Here is a 20,415-nt window from a genome sequence, read left to right as displayed (position 1 = left end):
TGGACGTGCGACGCAGGCAGGCTGCGTCGGGCCGCCACTATAAAGCGTTATAACGTAACAAATAAGAGCGAATCGCATTGGCCGGCAATTCACTGACAAAGGCTTTGGAACGGGCCTTACGGCCCCGTCAGGCGTGGTCGCGCAGTCGCTTCGGCGTCAGACCCAGGTGGCGGCGCATGGCAGTGGTCAGGGCGCTCTGGCTGGAGAAGCCGCATTCCTCGGCGATGCGCACCAGGGCGAGGTCGCTTTCGCGCAGCAGGCGGGAGGCGCGGTCGAGGCGAGCGCGCAGCAGGTACTGGTGGGGCGTCAGACCGACGCTGTCCTTGAACAGGGCGTGGAAATGGCTGGGGCTGAGGCAGGCCACCTGGGCCAGCTCGGCCACGCTGATGCGCCGGGCCAGGTTGTCGGCGATGTAGGCATCCAGCGGCTCCAGGTCGAGGCCCTGGTTGCTGCGCCGCCCACGCTCACCGAACAGCCGCAGGTACAGCGCGCGCAGCAGGACACCGCCCAGGGCACGGGCCAGCAGCGGGTCGTCGCCGTAGCGCTGCAGCTCGGCGCCGGCGTAGCTCAGCAGGTGCTGGAAGTCGGCGTCGAGGTCGGGGAAGCGGGGGATGTCGAACAGGCGCTGGAGCAGCTCGCGGTCCTCGCTGGCGGCCTCCGGCGCATTGAGGTCGAGGATCAGCATGCGGTTGTCGCCGCAGCCGGCGAAGACGTGCTCGGTGGTGCCCGGCACCACGCAGGCGCGCATACGGCACACCTCGCCACCGCGGCCACCGACCTCAAAAGCGGCGCGGCCAGCCAGGGACATCACCAGTTGATGGTGGTCATGGGCGTGGGCGTGGGCCTGTTCATCCAGGCGTTGCAGGCGGGCGACGAGCATGGCAGGGGTTGCTCAAAATTTGCGCATTTTAAACAAGCGGCGCTCGCCTGCCCAGCACCACCGGGCAGGCCCCGCTTCGACGTGCCGGTTGAAAAGCCCCCGGAGCCGCCCCATCTAGCCTGCATGCCCCACCCCAAGCCCATTCGTTTCCATCAGGTGCCCAATGAGCGATCAGGAGATCCACGCCACTCTCGTCGATGACACCAGTGCCACCAGTACGGGCCTGGCGCTGCCCGGCCAGACGCTGCCGGACACCGTGTACGTCATCCCCATCCACAACCGCCCGTTCTTCCCGGCGCAGGTGCTGCCGGTGATCGTCGAGGAGGAGCCCTGGGCAGAAACCCTGGAGCTGGTGGCCAAGACCAACCACCACAGCCTGGCGCTGTTCTTCGTCGACAGCCCGCCGGGTGACCCGCGCCATTTCGACCCCAGCACCCTGCCCGAGCACGGCACCCTGGTGCGGGTGCACCACGCCACCCGCGAGGGCGGCAAGCTGCAGTTCGTGGCCCAGGGCCTGTCGCGGGTGCGCATCCGTGGCTGGCTCAAGCGCCACCGCCCGCCCTACCTGGTGGAGGTGGACTACCCGCGCCCGCAATCCGACCCGCGCGACGAGGTGAAGGCCTACGGCATGGCGCTGATCAACGCCATCAAGGAGCTGCTGCCGCTCAACCCGCTGTACAGCGAGGAGCTGAAGAACTACCTGAACCGCTTCAGCCCCAACGACCCGTCGCCGCTCACCGACTTCGCCGCCGCCCTCACCACCGCACCGGCCACCGACCTTCAGGAGGTGCTGGACACCATCCCCGTGCTCAAGCGCATGGAGAAGGTGCTGCCGATGCTGCGCAAGGAAGTCGAGGTGGCCCGCCTGCAGAGCGAGCTGTCGGCGGAGGTGAACCGCAAGATCGGCAAGCACCAGCGGGAGTTCTTCCTCAAGGAGCAGCTGAAGCTGATCCAGCAGGAGCTGGGCATCACCAAGGACGACCGCAGCGCCGACGCCGAGCAGTTCCGCCAGCGCCTGGAGGGCAAGACCCTGCCGGAGCAGGCGAAGAAGCGCATCGACGAGGAGCTGAACAAGCTGTCGATCCTGGAGACCGGCTCCCCCGAGTACGCGGTGACCCGCAACTACCTGGACTGGGCCACGGCCCTGCCCTGGGGCGTGTACGGCAAGGACCGGCTGGACCTCAAGCACGCGCGCCAGGTGCTGGACCGCCACCACGCGGGCCTCGACGACATCAAGAACCGCATCCTCGAATTCCTCGCCGTCGGCGCCTTCAAGGGCGAGATCGACGGCTCCATCGTGCTGCTGGTGGGCCCACCCGGCGTCGGCAAGACCAGCATCGGCAAGTCCATCGCCGAGTCCCTGGGCCGCCCCTTCTACCGCTTCAGCGTCGGCGGCATGCGTGACGAGGCCGAGATCAAGGGCCACCGCCGCACCTACATCGGCGCCCTGCCCGGCAAGCTGGTGCAGGCGCTGAAGGAAGTGGAGGTGATGAACCCGGTGATCATGCTCGACGAGATCGACAAGCTCGGTGCCAGCTACCAGGGCGACCCCGCCTCGGCCCTGCTGGAGACCCTCGACCCGGAGCAGAACGTCGAGTTCCTCGACCACTACCTGGACCTGCGCCTGGATCTGTCCAAGGTGCTGTTCGTGTGCACCGCCAACACCCTGGATTCGATCCCGGGCCCGCTGCTGGACCGCATGGAGGTGATCCGCCTGTCCGGCTACATCACCGAGGAAAAGCACGCCATCGCCAAGCGCCACCTGTGGCCGCGCCTGCTGGAACGCACCGGTGTGCCGAAGCAGCGCCTGGCCATCACCGACGCTGCGCTCACCGCGGTGATCGAGGGGTATGCGCGGGAGTCCGGCGTCCGCCAGCTGGAGAAGCAGCTGGGCAAGATCATCCGCAAGTCGGTGGTGCGCCTGCTGGAGGAGCCCGAGGCGAAGATCCGCGTCGGCAACAAGGACCTGGAGCCGCTGCTGGGCACACCGCCCTTCCGCAAGGAACAGGTGCTGGCGGGCAAGGGCGTGATCACCGGGCTGGCCTGGACCAGCATGGGTGGCGCCACCCTGCCCATCGAAGCCACCCGCATCCACACCCTCAACCGGGGCTTCAAGCTCACCGGCCAGCTGGGTGACGTGATGAAGGAGTCGGCCGAGATCGCCTACAGCTACGTGAGTTCGCACCTCAAGCAGTTCGGCGGCGACCCGACCTTCTTCGACCAGGCCTTCGTGCACCTCCACGTACCGGAAGGCGCCACGCCCAAGGACGGCCCCAGCGCCGGCATCACCATGGCCAGCGCCCTGCTGTCCCTGGCCCGCGACCAGGCGCCGAAGAAGGGCGTGGCCATGACCGGCGAGCTGACCCTAACTGGCCAGGTGCTGCCGATCGGCGGGGTGCGTGAGAAGGTCATCGCCGCGCGGCGGCAGAAACTCCACGAGCTGATCCTCCCCGAAGCCAACCGGGGTGCCTACGAGGAACTGCCGGACTACCTGCGCGAGGGCATGACGGTGCACTTCGCCAAGCGCTTCTCGGATGTCGCCAAGGTGCTCTTCGGCTGAACCCGCGGTGCCTACCCAGGGGCCGGAGCAGCGGATATGCTGCACCGGCCCTTGAACGATGGAGCCGTCCATGCGCCTGAATCCCCTCCCCCGCCTGCTGCTGCCCGGCGCCCTCGCCCTGCTGGCCGGCTGCGCCCACGAGTCGACCACCCTGCTGGTGCAGGAACAGGACCGCTGCCCCCTGGAGCTGGACAAGGGCCAGACCCTGGTGCTGACCCTGCCGAGCAACCCCACCACCGGCTTCCGCTGGGTGGTGAAGGACGCCGCGCCCGGCGTGCTGCGCAGCCTCGGCCCGGAGGTCTACAACGCCCCCGAGGAGGCCGGCCTGGTCGGCGGCGCCGGGGAATCCACCTGGCGCTTCAGCGCCGCCCAGCCGGGCGATGGTCGCCTGCTGCTGGTCTACCAGCGCCCCTGGGAAACCGACGTCGCCCCGGAGCAGACCTTCGACTGCCCCGTCCACGTGGAGTGACGGCGCAATCGGCGAGCCGCCCTGGCGCACGACGCCTGGCGGCCCGACCGGATGCTGAAGCAAAGTGCGCCCTCCCCCTCGATGGAGCGGCGCCATGCCTGCCCTGCTGATCGGCCTGACCGGCGCCTGCGCCTTCCTCATCGGCCGTGCACTCGACCTGCCCTGGCTGTGCTTCGCCAGCAAGCCGCTGCCGGTCATCGCCCTGATGTTCTGGCTGCGGTGTGCCCCGGCCGGCGCCTACCGCAACCGCGTCGCCCTCGGCCTGGCGCTGTGCCTGCTGGGGGATGTGCTGCTGCAATGGCCCGGCGACCTGTTCGTCCCCGGCCTGGCGGCGTTCCTGCTGGGCCACCTGTGCTACATCGCCGCCTACCTGAGCGACAGCCGCCGCCTGGCGCCACTCGCCCTGGTGGCCTGCCTGGTCTATGGCGGCGCCATGTTCGCCCTGCTCGGCAGCGGCGGCCTGGGGCCCCTGGCGCTGCCCGTGGCGCTCTACGCCCTGACCATCAGCACCATGCTCTGGCGCGCCCTGGCCCGCATCGGCGAGACCGGGATAGCACGCGGGTCGGTGCTGGCCGCCGTGGCCGGGGCGTTGTGCTTCGTGGTCTCGGACAGCCTGCTGGGCATTGCGCGCTTCGTCGGCAGTTTCCCCGGTGACGGCTACGCCATCATCCTCAGCTACTGGCTCGGCCAGTGGGGCATCACCGCCTCGGCGCGGTTCAAGGCGGGCACGGCCTGCAACCCGACGTAGCGGCATTTGGGGCGGCGGGCAGTCTTGGCTAGAATGCCGCCCTTTCCAACTGCTGGTACCGGCCCGTGAAGCAACAACCCGACCGCATCTACGCCACGCCCCAGGCCCAGGTGGCCGACTTCGCCTTCAACGAGGACGTGGTCCGGGTCTTCCCGGACATGATCAAGCGCTCGGTGCCGGGCTACCCCACCATCGTCGAGAACATCGGCGTGCTGGCCGCGCAGTTCGCCCAGCCCAACACCCCGCTCTACGACCTGGGCAGCTCCCTCGGCGCCGTGACCCAGGCCCTGCGCCGCCACGTGAAGACCGAAGGCTGCCGGGTGATCGCGGTGGACAACTCCAGCGCCATGGTGGCGCGCTGCCGGGAGTACCTGCACGCCCAGGACTCGATGTTCCAGGAACTGCTGCCGGTGGAGGTGCTGGAGGCGGACATCCTCGCCCTGGAATTCCAGCCCACCAGCCTGGTGGCGCTGAACTTCACCCTGCAATTCGTCCCCCGCGAGCGCCGCCAGGAACTGCTGGGGCGCATCCGCCAGGCCCTGTTGCCGGGTGGGGCGCTGATTCTCTCGGAGAAGCTGCGTTTCGAGGACGCCGAGGCCCACGCGCTGCTCACCGACCTGCACGTCGCCTTCAAGCGCGCCAATGGCTACAGCGAGCTGGAAATCGCCCAGAAGCGCAGCGCCCTGGAGAACGTCATGCACCCGGACAGCCTGGAGGAACACCGCGAGCGTTTGCTCGCCGCCGGCTTCTCCAAGGTGGTGCCCTGGTTCCAGTGCCTCAACTTCGCCTCGTTGATCGCCCTACCATGATCCGCACCCTCGACCTCGACAGCCTGCAACAGCAACTGGCCGGCACCCGCCTGCAGGACTGGGCCGCCGACCTGCCGGCGCAACTGGACGCCAAGCTGGCCGTCGGCCACGGCGACCTGGAGCGCTGGGGAGCGGCCGTCAACGCCCTCCCCGCGCTGCAACCGCAGCAGGTGGAGCTGGCCCAGCGCTTCCTGCTGGACGGCCCCTGCGACGAGGCCACCCGGGCCCAACTGAAAGCGGCCTTGCAAGGGCTGATTCCCTGGCGCAAGGGGCCGTTCGAGCTGTTCGGCGTGCATGTCGACACCGAGTGGCGCTCGGACTGGAAATGGGCGCGCGTCTCGCCCCATCTGGACCTCGTCGGCAAGCGGGTGCTGGATGTGGGCTGCGGCAACGGCTACTACCAGTGGCGCATGCTCGGCGCCGGCGCCGACTGCGTGGTGGGCGTGGACCCGAACTGGCTGTTCTTCTGCCAGTTCCTCGCCATGAAGCGCTTCCTGCCCGACCTCCCCGCCTGGCACCTGCCCCTGGCCCTGGAGGAGCTGCCGGCGAAGCTGGAAGGCTTCGACACGGTGTTCTCCATGGGCGTGCTGTACCACCGGCGCTCGCCCATCGATCACCTGTACGACCTGAAGGGCTGCCTGGTGCGCGGCGGCGAACTGGTGCTGGAAACCCTGGTGGTGGAAGGCGATGCCCAGCAGGTGCTGGTGCCCGAGGACCGCTACGCGCAGATGCGCAACGTGTGGTTCCTGCCGTCGGTGCCGGCGCTGGAGCTGTGGCTGCGCCGCGCCGGTTACGTGGACGTGCGTTGCGTGGACGTGAGCGTCACCAGCGTGGAGGAACAGCGCAGCACGGAGTGGATGCGCTTCCAGTCGCTGCCCGAGTTCCTCGACCCGGCCGACCACAGCCGCACCGTCGAAGGCCTACCCGCCCCCGCTCGCGCGGTGATCGTCGCCCGCAAGCCCTGAACCGCAACCCGCCTTCAGTCCGGGAATGCCCGCCACAAACGAACCGGCCTACCCGTGCACCACGGGTAGGCCGGCGTTTCATCAGGGGTCAGCGGGTGGTGACCCTGGGCTGCGTCAGACGCGCGACGCCTGCGCCCCCTGGATCAGCTGCTTCATCTCCACCACCGCCTGCTTGAAGCCGACGAACAGCGCGTGGGCCACCAGGGCGTGGCCGATGTTCAGCTCGTTGATGCCGGGGATCGCCGCCACCGGCTCGACGTTGTGGTAGTGCAGACCATGACCGGCATTGACCACCAGGCCGAGCTTGAGGCCCAGGGCAACGCCCTCACGGATGCGCTGCAGCTCCTGCTCGGCTTCCTCCGGGGTGTGGGCATCGGCGTAACGGCCGGTGTGCAACTCGATGGCCGGCGCACCGACGCGGTGGGCGGCCTGGATCTGCAGCGGGTCGGCGTCGATGAACAGCGAAACCTCACTGCCGAGCTTGGCCAGGCGCTCGACGGCGGCCTGGATGCGCGCCTCCTGGCCGGCCACGTCGAGGCCGCCTTCGGTGGTCAGCTCCTGGCGGGTTTCCGGCACGAGGCAGATGTGTTCGGGGCGGATTTCCTCGACGAAGGCCATCATCGGCTCGGTGACGCCCATCTCGAAGTTCATGCGGGTCTGCAGGACCTCCTTGAGCACGCGCACGTCGCGCTCCTGGATGTGCCGGCGGTCTTCGCGCAGGTGCACGGTGATGCCGTCGGCGCCAGCTTCCTCGGCGTCCAGGGCGGCCTTGACCGGGTCGGGGTAACGGGTCCCCCGGGCCTGGCGCAGGGTGGCGACGTGGTCGATATTCACGCCGAGCAGTACACGGTTGGCTTCAGTCACGGGCAGGTTCCTTGATCGTCATGAAGAGTTCGCGGCTGGCCAGCGGCCGGCCACCAAGGTGAGGGGCCAGGGCCTGGCGCATCAGGCGCTTGGCCGCGGCCAGGGCCCCCGGCGCCGACCAGTCGGCCTCGGCCAGGGCCAGCAGCTCGGCGCCCTGGAAGAGGCCGGGTTGCAGGTGGCCGACCGGCTCCAGGCCGGCGTCAGGCAGCAGGCGGTAGATGCCGTCGACGGCGATGGGCGCGCCGTGCAGGTCGATGTCCAGGGCGAAACCGTAGCCCAGCTCGTCCAGCAGCCGCCACTCGAAAGCGCGCAGCAGCGGCTCCAGCGGGCGGTTGGCGGCAAGGGCCTGGAGGGTCACGGCGTAATGCTGGAACAGGTCGGGGTGAGGCGCTTCCGCCGGCAGCAGGCGCACCAGCAGTTCATTGAGGTAGAGCCCGCTGAACAGGGCTTCGCCGGTGAGGAAATGCGGGATGCCCGCGCCTTCGAGCCGGCCGATGTTCTTCAGCTCGCTACGGCCACGCAGTTCCACTTCGAGGGGGACGAAAGGCCGGGCCAGGGTGCCGGCCTTGCCACGGGCGCCGCGCAACACTGCGCGCAGGCGCCCATCGGGGGTGAACAGATCCACCAGCGCACTGCTTTCGCGGTAGGCCCGGCTGTGCAGGACAAAGGCCGGTACCGCCTGCGCGGGTGTCTGCATGGCGGGTCAGAGGTCGTTGTAGCCCAGGGAGCGCAGGGCCCGCTCGTCGTCGGACCAGCCGCCCTTCACCTTGACCCAGAGGTTGAGCATGACCTTGGAGTCGAACATGACCTCCATGTCCTTGCGCGCATCCTGGCCGATGCGTTTGATGCGCTCGCCACCGTCGCCAATGATGATTTTCTTCTGCCCGTCGCGCTCGACGAGGATCAGCGCATGGATGTGCAGCGTGCGCCCATCGTGCTTGAACTCCTCGATCTCGACGGTGATCTGGTAGGGCAGCTCGGCGCCCAGCTGGCGCATGATCTTCTCCCGCACCAGTTCGGCGGCGAGGAAGCGACTGCTGCGGTCGGTGATCTGGTCTTCCGGGAAGAAGTGCTCGTTTTCCGGGAGGTTGTCCGCCACCAGGCGCTCCAGGGCATCGAGGTTGTGGCCGTGCTGGGCGGAGATCGGCACGATCTCGGCCTTGGGCAGTTGCTCCTGCAGCCAGGTCAGGTGCGGCAGCAGCTCGGACTTCTCTTCCAGGCGGTCGGTCTTGTTCACGGCGATGATCACCGGGCCCTGCACGTACTGGACGCGCTCGAGCACCATCTGGTCCTCGTCGGTCCAACGGGTGCGGTCCACCACGAACACCACCACGTCGACGTCCTTGAGGGCAGCGGCGGCGGATTTGTTCATGTAGCGGTTGAGCGCTTTCTCGTTGTTCTTGTGCAGGCCGGGGGTGTCGACGTAGACCGCCTGCACCGCGCCTTCGGTCTTGATGCCGAGCATGGTGTGGCGGGTGGTCTGGGGCTTGCGGGAGGTGATCGCCAGCTTCTGCCCGAGGATGTGGTTGAGCAGGGTGGACTTGCCCACGTTGGGGCGTCCGACGATGGCCACGTAGCCGCAGCGGGAGGTTTCGAGATCAGTCATGGCCATTCTCCACGCCCAGGGCGACCAGGGCGGCGGCCGCAGCCACCTGCTCGGCGATGCGCCGGCTGGCCCCTTGGCCACGGGTCTTGTCGTTCAGCAGGGTGATGTCGCACTCGACGAAAAAGGTGCGGCAGTGCGGTTCACCCTGGATATCCACCACTTCGTAGCGGGGCAGCTCGCAGGCCCGGGACTGCAGGAATTCCTGCAGGCGGGTCTTGGGGTCCTTGTTGGTGTCCACCAGGGTCAGGCTTTCCAGCTCGTTCTCCAGCCAGGCCAGGACCCGTTCACGGGCCCTGTCCATGCCTGCATCGAGGTAGATGGCACCGATCAGCGCCTCCAGGGCGTCCGCCAGGATCGATTCGCGGCGGAAGCCACCACTCTTCAGCTCTCCGGAACCCAGGCGCAGGTATTCGCCCAGTTCGAAACCCCGTGCCAGCAGAGCCAGGGTCTCGCCCTTCACCAACCGCGCGCGCAGCCGTGAGAGCTGCCCCTCACGGGCTTGGGGAAAGCGCTCGTAGAGGGCCTCGCCCGCGACGAAGTTGAGCACGGCGTCACCCAGGAACTCCAGGCGCTCATTGTTGCGCCCGGCGTAGCTGCGGTGGGTGAGGGCCAGGGTCATCAGACCCTGGTCGTTGAAGGTATGGCCGAGCTGGCGCTCGAGACGGCTTAGGGATGCGCTCACGGGACTCTTACACGGAATTCTTTGTCGAAATGGACCACCAGGTCGAGGTTCTCGATCAGCGGCTCGCGCTTCTCGTACTTCAGGGTGGCGTAGAAGTCGTTGTTTTCAACCTTCACGTCCAGCGCCTTGTCCAGGTCGATGTCGCGGATGCTGTTGACCTGCATACCCTTACGCACATAGTCCCTGAAGTCAGCCGGGGTGCTGATGCCCTGCCCCTTTTCGTTCTCCACGGACGTGATCAGCTTTTCCAGCGCGTAGTAGTCCATGTAGTGAGGAATGATCTTGAAGGCGGTGCTGGCGAGGAAGGCGACGATGGCCAGGACCACCATCCAACCCAGGAGCGAAAGGCCGCGCTGCGAGCGTGCGAACGTCATGTTGACCTCAATGTCGGTTGTTGTTCGGGCCGGCCGGCCCGTCGCAAGACTATATATAGCGGGCGGCGCCGTCGTGAACAGCGCCGCAAAAGCGAAATCCCGGGTCGGTCAGTGGATCAGGCCGACGCGGGAGAAGTTCGGCAGGCTGCGCAGCTTGGGGTCCGGCCAGCTCATCCATACGGCAAAGGCCTTGCCGACGATGTTGCGGTCCGGAACCATGCCCAGCAGGTCGCGGGGGATGTTCGGGTCGTTCCAGTAGCGGCTGTCGTTCGAGTTGTCGCGGTTGTCGCCCATCATGAAGTAGTGCCCCTCCGGGACCACCCACTCCTTGCCGGGCTCCATGAGGTTGCGGCGCATTTCCTTGCGGATCATGTGCTCGACCTCGCCCAGCTTCTCCTGGTACAGGCGCGCGCTGCCCAGGGTGCCGGGCTCGTCGCCCACCAGCGTCTCGGCCACCAGTTGGCCGTTGACGGTGAGGCGCTTGTCATTGCTGTAGGCGATGCGATCACCCGGCAGGCCGATGACGCGCTTGATGTAGTTGACGTTCGGGTCGCTGGGGTAGCGGAACACCATCACATCGCCGCGCTGCGGGTCACCCACTTCGATCACCTTGGTGTCCAGCACCGGCAGGCGGATGCCGTAGGCGAACTTGTTCACCAGGATGAAATCGCCCACTTCCAGCGTCGGCTTCATCGAGCCCGACGGGATCTGGAAGGGCTCCACCAGGAACGAACGCAGCACCAGCACGATGGCCAGCACCGGGAAGAAGGACTTGCCGTACTCGACCAGCAGGGGCTCCTTGCCGAGCTTTTCCAGCACTGCCGGATCGGGCTCGCCGACCTGCCCCTGGTAGGTGGCGATCGCAGTGCGCCGGCGAGGCGCCAGCAGGACCAGATCGAGGAGCGCGAGCACGCCGCAGACCGCCACGGCGATAACCAACAAGAGCGGGAAATTGATCGACATAGACCCTAGCTATCCACTTTGAGAACAGCGAGGAAGGCTTCCTGCGGGATTTCCACGCTGCCTACCTGCTTCATCCGTTTCTTACCGGCCTTCTGCTTCTCCAGCAGCTTCTTCTTACGGCTGACGTCGCCGCCGTAGCACTTGGCCAGAACGTTCTTCCTGAGTGCCTTGACGGTGGTCCGCGCCACGATCTGGCCGCCGATAGCGGCCTGGATGGCGACGTCGAACATCTGCCGAGGAATCAGGTCCTTCATCTTCTCGGTCAACGCACGGCCCTTGTAGTGGGCCTGCTCGCGGTGAACGATCAGTGCCAGCGCATCGACCTTCTCGCCGTTGATCAGCACGTCCAGGCGGACGAGGTTGGCGGGCTCGAAGCGGTCGAAGCTGTAGTCCAGCGAGGCGTAACCACGGCTCACCGACTTCAGGCGGTCGAAGAAGTCCAGCACCACCTCGTTCATCGGCAGGTCGTAGCAGACCTGAACCTGGGAACTGAGGAACTGCATGTCGCGCTGCACGCCACGCTTCTCGATGCACAGGGTGATGACGTTGCCCAGGTGCTCCTGAGGCACCAGGATGTTGGCGCGCACGATGGGCTCGCGCATCTCCTGGATGGACGCCAGGTCCGGCAGCTTGGACGGGTTGTCGACGTAGACGGTCTCGCCGCTCTTAAGGACGATCTCGAAGACCACGGTCGGGGCGGTGGTGATCAGGTCCAGGTCGTATTCGCGCTCCAGGCGCTCCTGGATGATCTCCATGTGCAGCATGCCGAGGAAGCCGATGCGGAAGCCGAAGCCCAGGGCCTCGGAGCTTTCCGGCTCGTACTGCAGCGCGGCGTCGTTCAGGGTCAGCTTCTGCAGAGCCTCGCGGAAGTCCTCGAAGTCATCGGAGCTGACCGGGAACAGGCCGGCATAGACCTGCGGCTTGATGCGCTGGAAGCCGGGCAGCACGTCCACGTCCGGGGTATTGGACAGGGTCAGGGTGTCACCCACCGGCGCGCCGTGGATGTCCTTGATGCCGGCGATGATGAAGCCCACTTCGCCGGCCTTGAGGTCTGCGGTCTCGGTGTGCTTGGGGGTGAAGACGCCGACACTGTCCACCTGGTGGACCTTGCCGGTGGACTTCACCAGGATCTTGTCGCCCTTCTTCACCCGGCCGTGCTTGACCCGCACCAGCGAGACCACGCCCAGGTAGTTGTCGAACCAGGAGTCGATGATCAGCGCCTGCAGAGGCGCCTCGATCTCGCCTTCGGGCGGCGGGATCACCTTGACCAGCTGCTCCAGCACCTCGATCACGCCCATGCCGCTCTTGGCGCTGCAGGGCACGGCGTCCGTGGCGTCGATGCCGATGATGTGCTCGATCTCGTCCTTGACCCGCTCCGGCTCGGCCTGGGGCAGGTCCATCTTGTTCAGCACGGGCATCACTTCCAGGCCCTGCTCGATGGCGGTGTAGCAGTTGGCTACCGACTGGGCCTCGACGCCCTGCCCCGCGTCCACCACCAGCAGCGCGCCTTCGCAGGCAGCCAGGGAGCGGCTCACCTCGTAGGTGAAGTCCACGTGGCCGGGGGTATCGATGAAGTTCAGCTGGTAGGTCCGGCCGTCCTGCGCCTTGTAGTGCAGGGTGACGCTGTGGGCCTTGATGGTGATGCCGCGCTCACGCTCCAGGTCCATGGAGTCGAGCACCTGGGCCTCCATTTCGCGATCGGAAAGGCCACCACAGAGCTGGATGAAGCGATCCGCCAGGGTCGACTTGCCATGGTCGATGTGGGCGATGATGGAAAAGTTGCGGATATGACTCAGGTCACTCACGGGATCGACACTCGAAAAAAGCCGCAAGCCGGTTGCTTGCCGAAAAATAGCCGGGGAGTTTACCTGATCGCCATCATGGGCGTCACGCACGACCGACGGGCCCCGCCCATGAAAAAGGGCGACCTGGGCCGCCCTTTTTCAGTGCATCGGATCACTCCGACAATTTGAAGGTGATGAAGCTCGCGCGGCCCTGGCGCAGCACACGCATGGACACCGAACGGTTCTTCGGCAGTTCCTTGGCGATCTTGGCGAAGGTCTGCACCGAATCGATGGCCTGGTTGTTCAGGTGGGTGATCACGTCGCCCGGGCGCAAGCCCATCAGCGCAGCCGGTCCATCCTGGATCTCGCGGATGACCACGCCACCCTTGATGTCCAGCGCCTTCTGCTGTTCCTCGGAGAGGCCGGCCACCAGCACGCCCAGACGGTTGCTGCTGCGCTCGGCACCCGAGGACTCGCCGGCACTGGCCAGCTCCTCACCGTCCTCCGGCAGCGCACCGATGCTCAGGGACAGGTTCTTGCGATTGCCATCGCGGACGATGCCCAGGTCGATCTTGGTACCCGGCTTCAGCCCGCCCACCAGGTGCGGCAGGTCGGCGGACATGACGATGGGCTGGCCGTTCATGCTGAGGATGACGTCGCCCACTTGCAGACCGCCCTTGGCAGCGGGGCCGTTCTCCAGCACCTGGGCCACCAGCGCACCGGCCGGCTTGTCGAGACCGAAGGATTCGGCGAGGTCCTTGTTGACCTCCTGGATCACCACGCCCAGCCAGCCGCGGTTGACCTTGCCGTTGGCCTTGAGCTGATCGGCCACGCTCATCGCCACGTCGATCGGGATGGCGAAGGACAGGCCCATGAAGCCACCGGAGCGGGTGAAGATCTGCGAGTTGATGCCGACCACTTCGCCGTCCAGGTTGAACAGCGGGCCACCGGAGTTACCCGGGTTGATCGCCACGTCGGTCTGGATGAACGGTACGTAGCTCTCGTTGGGCAGGCTGCGGCCCTTGGCGCTTACGATACCGGCGGTCACCGAGTGATCGAAGCCGAACGGCGAACCGATGGCCAGCACCCAGCTACCCACCTTCAGCGCGTCGGACTTGCCGAGCTTGACGATGGGCAGGTCCTTGCCCTCCACCTTCAGCAGGGCCACGTCGGTGCGGGCGTCGGCGCCAATGAGCTTGGCCTCCAGTTCGCTGCGGTCGGACAGGCGCACGATGATCTCGTCGGCGTCCGCCACCACATGGTTGTTGGTCAGGATGTAACCGTCCTTGGAGATGATGAAGCCGGAACCCAGGGACTGCGCTTCGCGCTGGCGACCGCCCTGGCCGCGGGGCGCCTGGGGCATGCTGCGCTCGAAGAACTCCCGCAGCATCGGCGGCAGCCCCTCCAGGTCCGGCATCTGGTTGGCGACAGCGCGCTCGGGCAGCTTCTGTCGCGTACTGATGTTGACCACGGCGGGGGACGCCTGCTCCACCAGCGGGGTGAAGTCAGGCAGTTCGGCACGCGCCACGAGGGTTTGTCCGAGCAGCAGCAGCGCCGCCACGGCGGACATGCAGGATTTCATGCTTAGCATCGACATACAGCTCCCGTAATTACACGAGGAATTTGAACCCACCGAGCGCCCTGGGGCGGGGCAGGCAAACGCAAATCGGGCCGGAAGCGAGGCTTCCAGCCCGATAGAACATTGCACAACTTGGGACACGAATCGATGGCAGATTGCCACCGATTGCTGACCTCCGTTCGAGCAGGAGGCCCAGCGCTGCCGCCCGTGCGCCCCTCAATTACTGGGGCGCCGGACTGCCAGCGGTACCCGCCGAACGCATAGACAACGCGACGCGCTCCGCAGTTCCCACAGGAATTTCACCTACGACGGTGACCATCACATCCCCGTCTGCCGTGCTCAGTCGACGGGATACCGCCACCGTAGGCCCGAGCTCGTAGGGCACGATGTCCTCCACCCGCGCGCCGTGCAGCGGCTCAAGGAAGACCGAGAAGCGCGCCAGGCCATCGCCATAGAGCAGGCAGGCCACGGTATCGGATGACGCCGGGCTGCGGCGCTGGGTCGAACTGGAAAGACTGAAGCCTGGCGGCAACCAGTCGGAGCGCCAGCCACTGGCCTGCTCCGCCGGCGCATCGGAGAAACTCACCGACTGGCAATCGGCCCCGGGCTGAAGCTCGGCATCGTCCGGACGGACCGTTTCGAGCTGGGTGAACTGGAAGCGCTCCAGCAGCCCCCCCTTGTCATTGAGCATCAGCGACTTGAGCGGCAGGCCGGTCTCGCGATCCAGGTGAAGCTCGAAGCCATAGCGGTGCTGGTCACGCGGCACCAGACTCAAGACCACAGCGGGCCGCCCGGCAACACGGGACTCACCCACCACGCTGATCTCGTAGGACTTGGCGATCTGCGCCGCATCTAGGTCGCGCGCGGGCCACAGCTGCCCGCCCATCTGGTCGGCAAGGGCGCCACTGACACACTGCGTCCTGCCGTCCACCCGCACGACCTCCTGGGCCGGGCCATCGAGCTGCTGCAGGCGCTCACGCACCTTGCCGGCATCGACCCGATGCCAGACCTGGTGGGTGGAAAAACTGCCGCTGCGTTCGTAGACGAATGTTCCCTGGAAATTCTGCTGCTGCTCGGCCTGGGCAATACGCTTCAGCCAATCCTGGGGTTCGGCGGCGTGGGCGGCCTGAGCCAGCCATCCGCCGCCGAGCAGCAAGAAGAGTGGTAGTGCGCGCATGGATTACTGCTCAGCGGCTCTCCAGACTGGCAGCGCGTGCATAGGGCAGCGCGCTCTCGGAGCCGCTCATGGCGGCCTGTTGGGCGTGCTGGCGCAGGTAGGCCGGCAGGCGCTGGTCATGCCAGCCCGACGGCGCAGCCGAACCTTGCGGCAGTACACGCGGGGACTCGACGCTGTAACCCGCCAGCACCGCATCCTTGTTGGCCTGGGGCGCAGTGATCAGGGGCTGCACGCCACCTTGCTGGGCCAGTTGGCGGGCGCCCACCTCGTCCTGGTTGTACAGGCGCACACCGGCCAGCACGGCGACAGTCACCGATGCAGCGACTGCCAGGCGACCCAGGGTCCGCCAGGGGCCCTTGGTAGCGGTAGCCGGAGCAGCCTCTTCCGCCAGCGCTGCGGATACCGCCGCCGCGATGTCGAGACGGGGCTCGAGCAGCTCCTTGTGCATCACGGCACGGGCTATCTGGTAGCGCGACCACGTGGCACGGATCTCCTCATCACCGCTGGAGGCGAGCACTCGGCGCAACTCCAGTTCATCCGCTTCGTTATCCATCACCGCGGACAGCGATTCATGCAGGGCTTCACGACTCATGGCGATTCCTCTCTATTGCTGTCGCCGCTGTCTCAGGATTCCTGCAGCAGGGGCTGCAGGGCTTTATCGATCGCTTCTCGCGCCCTGAAAATACGCGAGCGAACCGTACCAACCGGACACTGCATGACGCTGGCGATGTCCTCGTAACTCAGACCATCGAATTCACGCAACGTCAGCGCCGTACGCAAATCCTCGGGCAACTGCTGGATGGTTCGATGGACCGTACCCTCGATCTCGTCCCGCAGCAGCGAGCGCTCGGGCGATTCGTTGTCCTTGAGGGCATGATCGCCATCGTAGAACTCCGCATCCTCCGCACTCACATCACTATCCGGAGGACGTCGACCACGCGCCACCAGATGGTTCTTCGCCGTGTTGATGGCGATGCGGTACAGCCAGGTATAGAAAGCACTGTCACCGCGAAAATTACCGAGCGCACGATACGCCTTGATGAAGGCTTCCTGAGCGACATCCTGGGCTTCCTGGGTGTCGTGCACGAACCGCACGATCAACCCGAGGATCTTGTGCTGATACTTCAGCACCAAGAGATCGAAAGCCCTCTTATCGCCTCGCTGCACCCGCTCGACCAGTTGCTGATCCTGTTCCTGGGTTAGCATGGATACTCCTCGTTGGAGCTCGAGGGGCACCGCGCCGCCCAGTGGATCGGCTTGCCAAGATAGACTCGGGCGTTACGCAAAAGTTCTCCCCTCCAAGCAAGCTTCCTGCAAGACCGTTTCCTTCTTGCACGGAATCACGCAGCAGGGTTCAACCGCTGCTGCGCGGATAATTTATTCGCCTGATTTGCCGCAGCCAGAGGAGCAGGAAGCCCCTCGCGGCACAACTCGCCAAGCACGTCACTTCATGTGCGACACACCTAAGAAAGCGGGGGGCAATGGAAAGTTCCCACGATTTATTCGGCGACCATGAACGCGCTATTGTGCCGACCACCCCCTCTATATACTAGGGGCCGCCTTCCCGCGGGATCCCCGACATGAGCCAACACTTCCAGCACGATGTACTGGTGATCGGCAGCGGCGCCGCCGGCCTCACCCTTGCGCTGACACTGCCTTCCCACCTGCGCATCGCCGTCCTCAGCAAGGGCGACCTGTCCCAGGGCTCGACCTTCTGGGCCCAGGGGGGCGTCGCTGCCGTCCTGGACGACACCGACACCGTCGATTCCCATGTCGAAGACACCCTCATCGCCGGGGCCGGGCTCTGTCGCGAGGATGCCGTCCGCTTCACCGTCGAGCACAGCCGCCAGGCCATCCAGTGGCTGATCGACCAGGGCGTGCCCTTCACCCGCGAGGACGAGAGTGCCCGTGAAGACGGTGGCTTCCAGTTCCACCTCACCCGCGAGGGCGGGCACAGCCACCGGCGCATCATCCATGCCGCCGACGCCACCGGTGCCGCCATCTTCAACACCCTGCTGGCGCGCGCCCGGCAGTGCCCCAACATCGAACTGCTGGAGCAGCATGTCGCCGTCGACCTGATCACCGAGCGCAAGCTCGGCCTGCCCGGCCAGCGCTGCCTCGGTGCCTACGTACTGAACCGCAGCAGCGGCGAGGTCGACACCTACGGCGCGCGCTTCACCGTGCTTGCCTCCGGCGGCGCAGCCAAGGTCTACCTCTACACCAGCAACCCCGACGGCGCCTGCGGTGATGGCATCGCCATGGCCTGGCGGGCCGGCTGCCGGGTGGGCAACCTGGAGTTCAACCAGTTCCACCCCACCTGCCTCTACCACCCGCAGGCCAAGAGCTTCCTGATCACCGAAGCGGTGCGCGGCGAAGGCGGCCTGTTGCGCCTGCCCAGCGGCGAGCGCTTCATGCAACGCTTCGACCAGCGTGCCGAACTGGCACCGCGCGACATCGTCGCCCGCGCCATCGACCACGAGATGAAGCGCCTGGGCATCGACTGCGTCTACCTGGACATCAGCCACAAGCCCGCCGAGTTCGTGAAGAGCCACTTCCCCACGGTCTACGAGCGCTGCCTGGGCTTCGGCATCGACATCACCCGCCAGCCCATCCCCGTGGTGCCCGCCGCCCATTACACCTGCGGCGGCGTGGTGGTGGACCGCCACGGCCACACCGACGTCCCCGGCCTCTACGCCATCGGCGAGACCAGCTTCACCGGCCTGCACGGCGCCAACCGCATGGCCAGCAACTCCCTGCTGGAGTGCTTCGTCTACGCCCGCTCCGCCGCCGAGGACATGCTCGGCCAGATGGAGCAGATCCCCGTTCCCGACAGCCTGCCCACCTGGGACGCCAGCCAGGTCACCGACTCGGACGAGGACGTGATCATCGCGCACAACTGGGACGAACTGCGGCGATTCATGTGGGACTACGTCGGCATCGTGCGCACCAACAAGCGCCTGCAGCGCGCCCAGCACCGGGTGCGCCTGCTGCTCAGCGAGATCGACGAGTTCTACTCCAACTACAAGGTCAGCCGTGACCTCATCGAGCTGCGCAACCTGGCCCAGGTGGCGGACCTGATCATCCGCTCGGCCATGCAGCGCAAGGAATCCCGGGGCCTGCACTACACCCTGGACTACCCCGACACCCTGCCCGAAGCCCACGACACTATTCTGGTGCCGCCCACCTTTGGCGACTGAAACGCAGCTGCACCCGCAGGCGCCGATGCCAATCGGCGTCCATCGCATCGGCCGGCACGCAGAGCCCCTGGGCCCAGGGGCGACCCGGCTGGCGATAGACCAGCAGCACCGCCAGGGGTAGCGCCAGGCTGTCCGGCGACAGTTGCACAGGCAGCCATTCGCCATCCCGGCGCAGCAACGCCAGCCCATCCGACGACAGGCGCAACCCGAGGATCGCCGACGGCGCCGTCAGCAGAATGCGCCGGGGCAGCACCCAGGCCGCGTGGCCAGCGCACAGCAGCACACCGAGCAGGCGCACCCAGGCCGGGCACTCGGCCGCCGCCAGCGCCACCAGGCACAGCACTAGAAGGAAGAGGTAGATCGCCAGCAGGCGCCGCGACGGGCGCCAGTGGCATTCGAAGGGACTACTTGGGCTGGACACGGTCCAGGATCATTTTCACGATGCGCCGCAGGTCCGCATCTTCCGGCTCGCCGCGCTGCATGAACCAGCCGAACATGTCCTGGTCCTCACATTCCAGCAGCTTGCGGTAACGGGCCTGGTCGGCCTCGTCGAGGTGCGGGTACGCCTCCTGCACGAAGGGGACCAGCAGCACATCCAGCTCCAGCATGCCGCGGCGGCTGTGCCAGAAGAGTCGGTTCAGTTCAGTTGCGTCGGCCATCGGGGTGCCTCCAGTAAACAGGCGCGCAGTATAACGGCACGGACGCCGGCCGGCACCCGCTGACAAGCCGCCGACCGGGCTCTATGATGACGCCCCGGACACCCTTTCCAGCGATATCCCATGGCTGAAACCGCATTCTTCTGCCCGCTCACCCACGAAGGCATCATCGCCGTCCGTGGCGTGGACGCCGCCAAGTTCCTCCAGGGCCAGGTCACCTGCAACCTCGCCTACCTCAACGACACCACCACCAGCCTCGGCGCCCGCTGCACCCCCAAGGGACGCATGGTCTCCAGCTTCCGCATCCTGCCCGAAGGCGACGGCTACCTGCTCGCCCTCGACGCCCAGCTGCTGGACGTGCAACTCGCCGACCTGAAGAAATACGCCGTGTTCTCCAAGGCCACCCTGGCCGACGAGAGCGCCACCTGGGTGCGCTTCGGCCTGGCCCGGGGCGACGCCGTGCTGGCCGCACTGGGCCTCGACCTGCCCACCGAAGCCGGCGCCGTCGTACGCGCCGAGGGCCGCATCGCCCTGCGCCTCTCCGACGGCCGCGCTGAACTCTGGGCAGCGGCTGGCGAAGCCGACAGCCTGCGCGCCCACCTCGCCGCCCACCTGCCCGAGGCCCCGCTGGATGCCTGGCTGCTGGCCCAGGTGCGCGCCGGGGTCGGCCAGGTCTTCGCCGCCACCCGCGAGCTGTTCATCCCGCAGATGATCAACCTCCAGGCGGTCGGCGGCGTCAGCTTCAAGAAAGGGTGCTATACCGGGCAGGAGATCGTCGCCCGCATGCAGTACCTGGGCAAACTCAAGCGCCGCCTGCAGCGCCTGGCCCTGCCCGAAGGCGAACGCCCGGCCCCCGGCCTCGAACTCTTTTCCCCCGTTCACCAGAGCAGCGTCGGCGAAGTGGTGCTGGCCGCCCCGGCGGAACAGGGTTACGAACTCCTCGCCGTGCTCCAGGAAGACGCGGTCAACGACGGACGGATCCACCTGGGCGCCATCGACGGCCCCGTGCTGAACCTGCTCGACCTCCCCTACACGCTGGACGCCGACCGCGAGATCCAGCGCTGAGGGCCGGTCCAACCGCCTACAACGCCTAGAGAGCCCC

The 20,415-nt window shown here is 66.7% G+C and carries 21 protein-coding genes; 7 read left to right on the top strand and 14 right to left on the bottom strand.

Annotation, left to right across the window (positions count from 1 at the left end; all coding sequences use genetic code 11):
- Positions 1-127 precede the first annotated feature (127 nt).
- Complete coding sequence (locus PotMrB4_RS08090) at positions 128-880, bottom strand: AraC family transcriptional regulator (protein ID WP_044407205.1); 753 nt, start codon at positions 878-880, stop codon at positions 128-130.
- Between the two features lie 163 nt (positions 881-1,043).
- On the opposite strand from PotMrB4_RS08090, the gene lon reads away from it, so the two are divergent.
- The 5 genes from lon (at position 1,044) to cmoB (ending at position 6,431) form a co-directional block, all read left to right on the top strand.
- Positions 1,044-3,440 (top strand): endopeptidase La, encoded by a 2,397-nt coding sequence (gene lon / locus PotMrB4_RS08085; protein ID WP_172432973.1) that lies wholly within the window; start codon positions 1,044-1,046, stop codon positions 3,438-3,440.
- A gap of 76 nt (positions 3,441-3,516) precedes the next feature.
- A complete protein-coding gene (locus tag PotMrB4_RS08080) occupies positions 3,517-3,909 on the top strand; it encodes a protease inhibitor I42 family protein (RefSeq protein ID WP_377744550.1) in 393 nt (130 codons plus the stop codon).
- 94 nt (positions 3,910-4,003) lie between these two features.
- On the top strand, positions 4,004-4,657 hold the full coding sequence (locus tag PotMrB4_RS08075; RefSeq protein ID WP_172432971.1) for a lysoplasmalogenase: 654 nt from the start codon (positions 4,004-4,006) through the stop codon (positions 4,655-4,657).
- 65 nt (positions 4,658-4,722) lie between these two features.
- The gene (gene cmoA, locus PotMrB4_RS08070) at positions 4,723-5,466 is read left to right on the top strand and encodes a carboxy-S-adenosyl-L-methionine synthase CmoA (protein ID WP_172432970.1); all 744 of its coding nucleotides are present in this window, start codon (positions 4,723-4,725) and stop codon (positions 5,464-5,466) included.
- The gene (gene cmoB / locus PotMrB4_RS08065; protein WP_172432969.1) at positions 5,463-6,431 is read left to right on the top strand and encodes a tRNA 5-methoxyuridine(34)/uridine 5-oxyacetic acid(34) synthase CmoB; all 969 of its coding nucleotides are present in this window, start codon (positions 5,463-5,465) and stop codon (positions 6,429-6,431) included. The genes cmoA and cmoB overlap by 4 nt, the downstream gene beginning before the upstream one ends.
- 114 nt (positions 6,432-6,545) lie before the next feature.
- On the opposite strand, the gene pdxJ is transcribed toward cmoB, so the two are convergent.
- From pdxJ to rpoE, 11 genes are all read right to left on the bottom strand, one after another.
- Positions 6,546-7,295 carry a pyridoxine 5'-phosphate synthase gene (pdxJ, locus tag PotMrB4_RS08060; RefSeq protein ID WP_172432968.1) on the bottom strand — a complete coding sequence of 250 codons (750 nt, stop codon included), beginning with the start codon at positions 7,293-7,295 and terminating at the stop codon, positions 6,546-6,548.
- Entirely contained in the window at positions 7,288-7,992 is a 705-nt protein-coding gene (gene recO, locus PotMrB4_RS08055; RefSeq protein WP_044407215.1) for a DNA repair protein RecO, read from the bottom strand. Before recO ends, pdxJ begins: the two co-directional genes overlap by 8 nt.
- A 6-nt stretch (positions 7,993-7,998) precedes the next feature.
- The gene (gene era / locus PotMrB4_RS08050; protein ID WP_044407217.1) at positions 7,999-8,901 is read right to left on the bottom strand and encodes a GTPase Era; all 903 of its coding nucleotides are present in this window, start codon (positions 8,899-8,901) and stop codon (positions 7,999-8,001) included.
- Complete coding sequence (gene rnc / locus PotMrB4_RS08045; RefSeq protein WP_044407219.1) at positions 8,894-9,583, bottom strand: ribonuclease III; 690 nt, start codon at positions 9,581-9,583, stop codon at positions 8,894-8,896. Before rnc ends, era begins: the two co-directional genes overlap by 8 nt.
- Complete coding sequence (locus PotMrB4_RS08040; protein ID WP_074968987.1) at positions 9,580-9,957, bottom strand: DUF4845 domain-containing protein; 378 nt, start codon at positions 9,955-9,957, stop codon at positions 9,580-9,582. The genes rnc and PotMrB4_RS08040 overlap by 4 nt, the downstream gene beginning before the upstream one ends.
- Before the next feature lie 108 nt (positions 9,958-10,065).
- Complete coding sequence (lepB, locus tag PotMrB4_RS08035) at positions 10,066-10,920, bottom strand: signal peptidase I (RefSeq protein WP_044407223.1); 855 nt, start codon at positions 10,918-10,920, stop codon at positions 10,066-10,068.
- A gap of 5 nt (positions 10,921-10,925) precedes the next feature.
- The gene (gene lepA, locus PotMrB4_RS08030; RefSeq protein WP_044407226.1) at positions 10,926-12,725 is read right to left on the bottom strand and encodes a translation elongation factor 4; all 1,800 of its coding nucleotides are present in this window, start codon (positions 12,723-12,725) and stop codon (positions 10,926-10,928) included.
- Positions 12,726-12,876: 151 nt separating this feature from the next.
- The gene (locus PotMrB4_RS08025) at positions 12,877-14,301 is read right to left on the bottom strand and encodes a DegQ family serine endoprotease (protein ID WP_394354026.1); all 1,425 of its coding nucleotides are present in this window, start codon (positions 14,299-14,301) and stop codon (positions 12,877-12,879) included.
- A 202-nt stretch (positions 14,302-14,503) separates the two neighbouring features.
- Complete coding sequence (locus tag PotMrB4_RS08020; RefSeq protein ID WP_172432967.1) at positions 14,504-15,460, bottom strand: MucB/RseB C-terminal domain-containing protein; 957 nt, start codon at positions 15,458-15,460, stop codon at positions 14,504-14,506.
- 10 nt (positions 15,461-15,470) lie between these two features.
- The gene (locus tag PotMrB4_RS08015; protein WP_172432966.1) at positions 15,471-16,052 is read right to left on the bottom strand and encodes an RseA family anti-sigma factor; all 582 of its coding nucleotides are present in this window, start codon (positions 16,050-16,052) and stop codon (positions 15,471-15,473) included.
- Positions 16,053-16,084: 32 nt separating this feature from the next.
- Positions 16,085-16,666, bottom strand: coding sequence for an RNA polymerase sigma factor RpoE (gene rpoE, locus PotMrB4_RS08010; RefSeq protein ID WP_044407234.1), 582 nt, complete (start codon positions 16,664-16,666; stop codon positions 16,085-16,087).
- A gap of 374 nt (positions 16,667-17,040) precedes the next feature.
- Here rpoE and nadB point away from each other — a divergent pair, with 374 nt between their 5' ends.
- On the top strand, positions 17,041-18,657 hold the full coding sequence (nadB, locus tag PotMrB4_RS08005; RefSeq protein WP_044407236.1) for an L-aspartate oxidase: 1,617 nt from the start codon (positions 17,041-17,043) through the stop codon (positions 18,655-18,657).
- Here the strand turns inward: nadB and PotMrB4_RS08000 are convergent.
- Positions 18,626-19,078: a protein YgfX gene (locus tag PotMrB4_RS08000; protein WP_172432965.1), complete on the bottom strand. Its 453-nt coding sequence runs from the start codon at positions 19,076-19,078 to the stop codon at positions 18,626-18,628. The two genes, nadB and PotMrB4_RS08000, sit on opposite strands and share 32 nt — an antisense overlap.
- Positions 19,062-19,316 (bottom strand): FAD assembly factor SdhE, encoded by a 255-nt coding sequence (locus PotMrB4_RS07995; RefSeq protein ID WP_044407239.1) that lies wholly within the window; start codon positions 19,314-19,316, stop codon positions 19,062-19,064. The genes PotMrB4_RS08000 and PotMrB4_RS07995 overlap by 17 nt, the downstream gene beginning before the upstream one ends.
- A gap of 120 nt (positions 19,317-19,436) precedes the next feature.
- Between PotMrB4_RS07995 and ygfZ the strand changes: the two genes are divergently transcribed.
- Positions 19,437-20,378 (top strand): CAF17-like 4Fe-4S cluster assembly/insertion protein YgfZ, encoded by a 942-nt coding sequence (gene ygfZ, locus PotMrB4_RS07990; RefSeq protein ID WP_172432964.1) that lies wholly within the window; start codon positions 19,437-19,439, stop codon positions 20,376-20,378.
- Positions 20,379-20,415 lie beyond the last annotated feature (37 nt).

Origin of the sequence: Metapseudomonas otitidis (assembly GCF_011397855.1) — a bacterium.
GTDB classification, from domain to species: Bacteria; Pseudomonadota; Gammaproteobacteria; order Pseudomonadales; family Pseudomonadaceae; genus Metapseudomonas; species Metapseudomonas otitidis.
The sequence above is the reverse complement of the archived record's forward strand: the minus strand, read 5'-3'. Positions and strand labels throughout refer to the sequence as shown.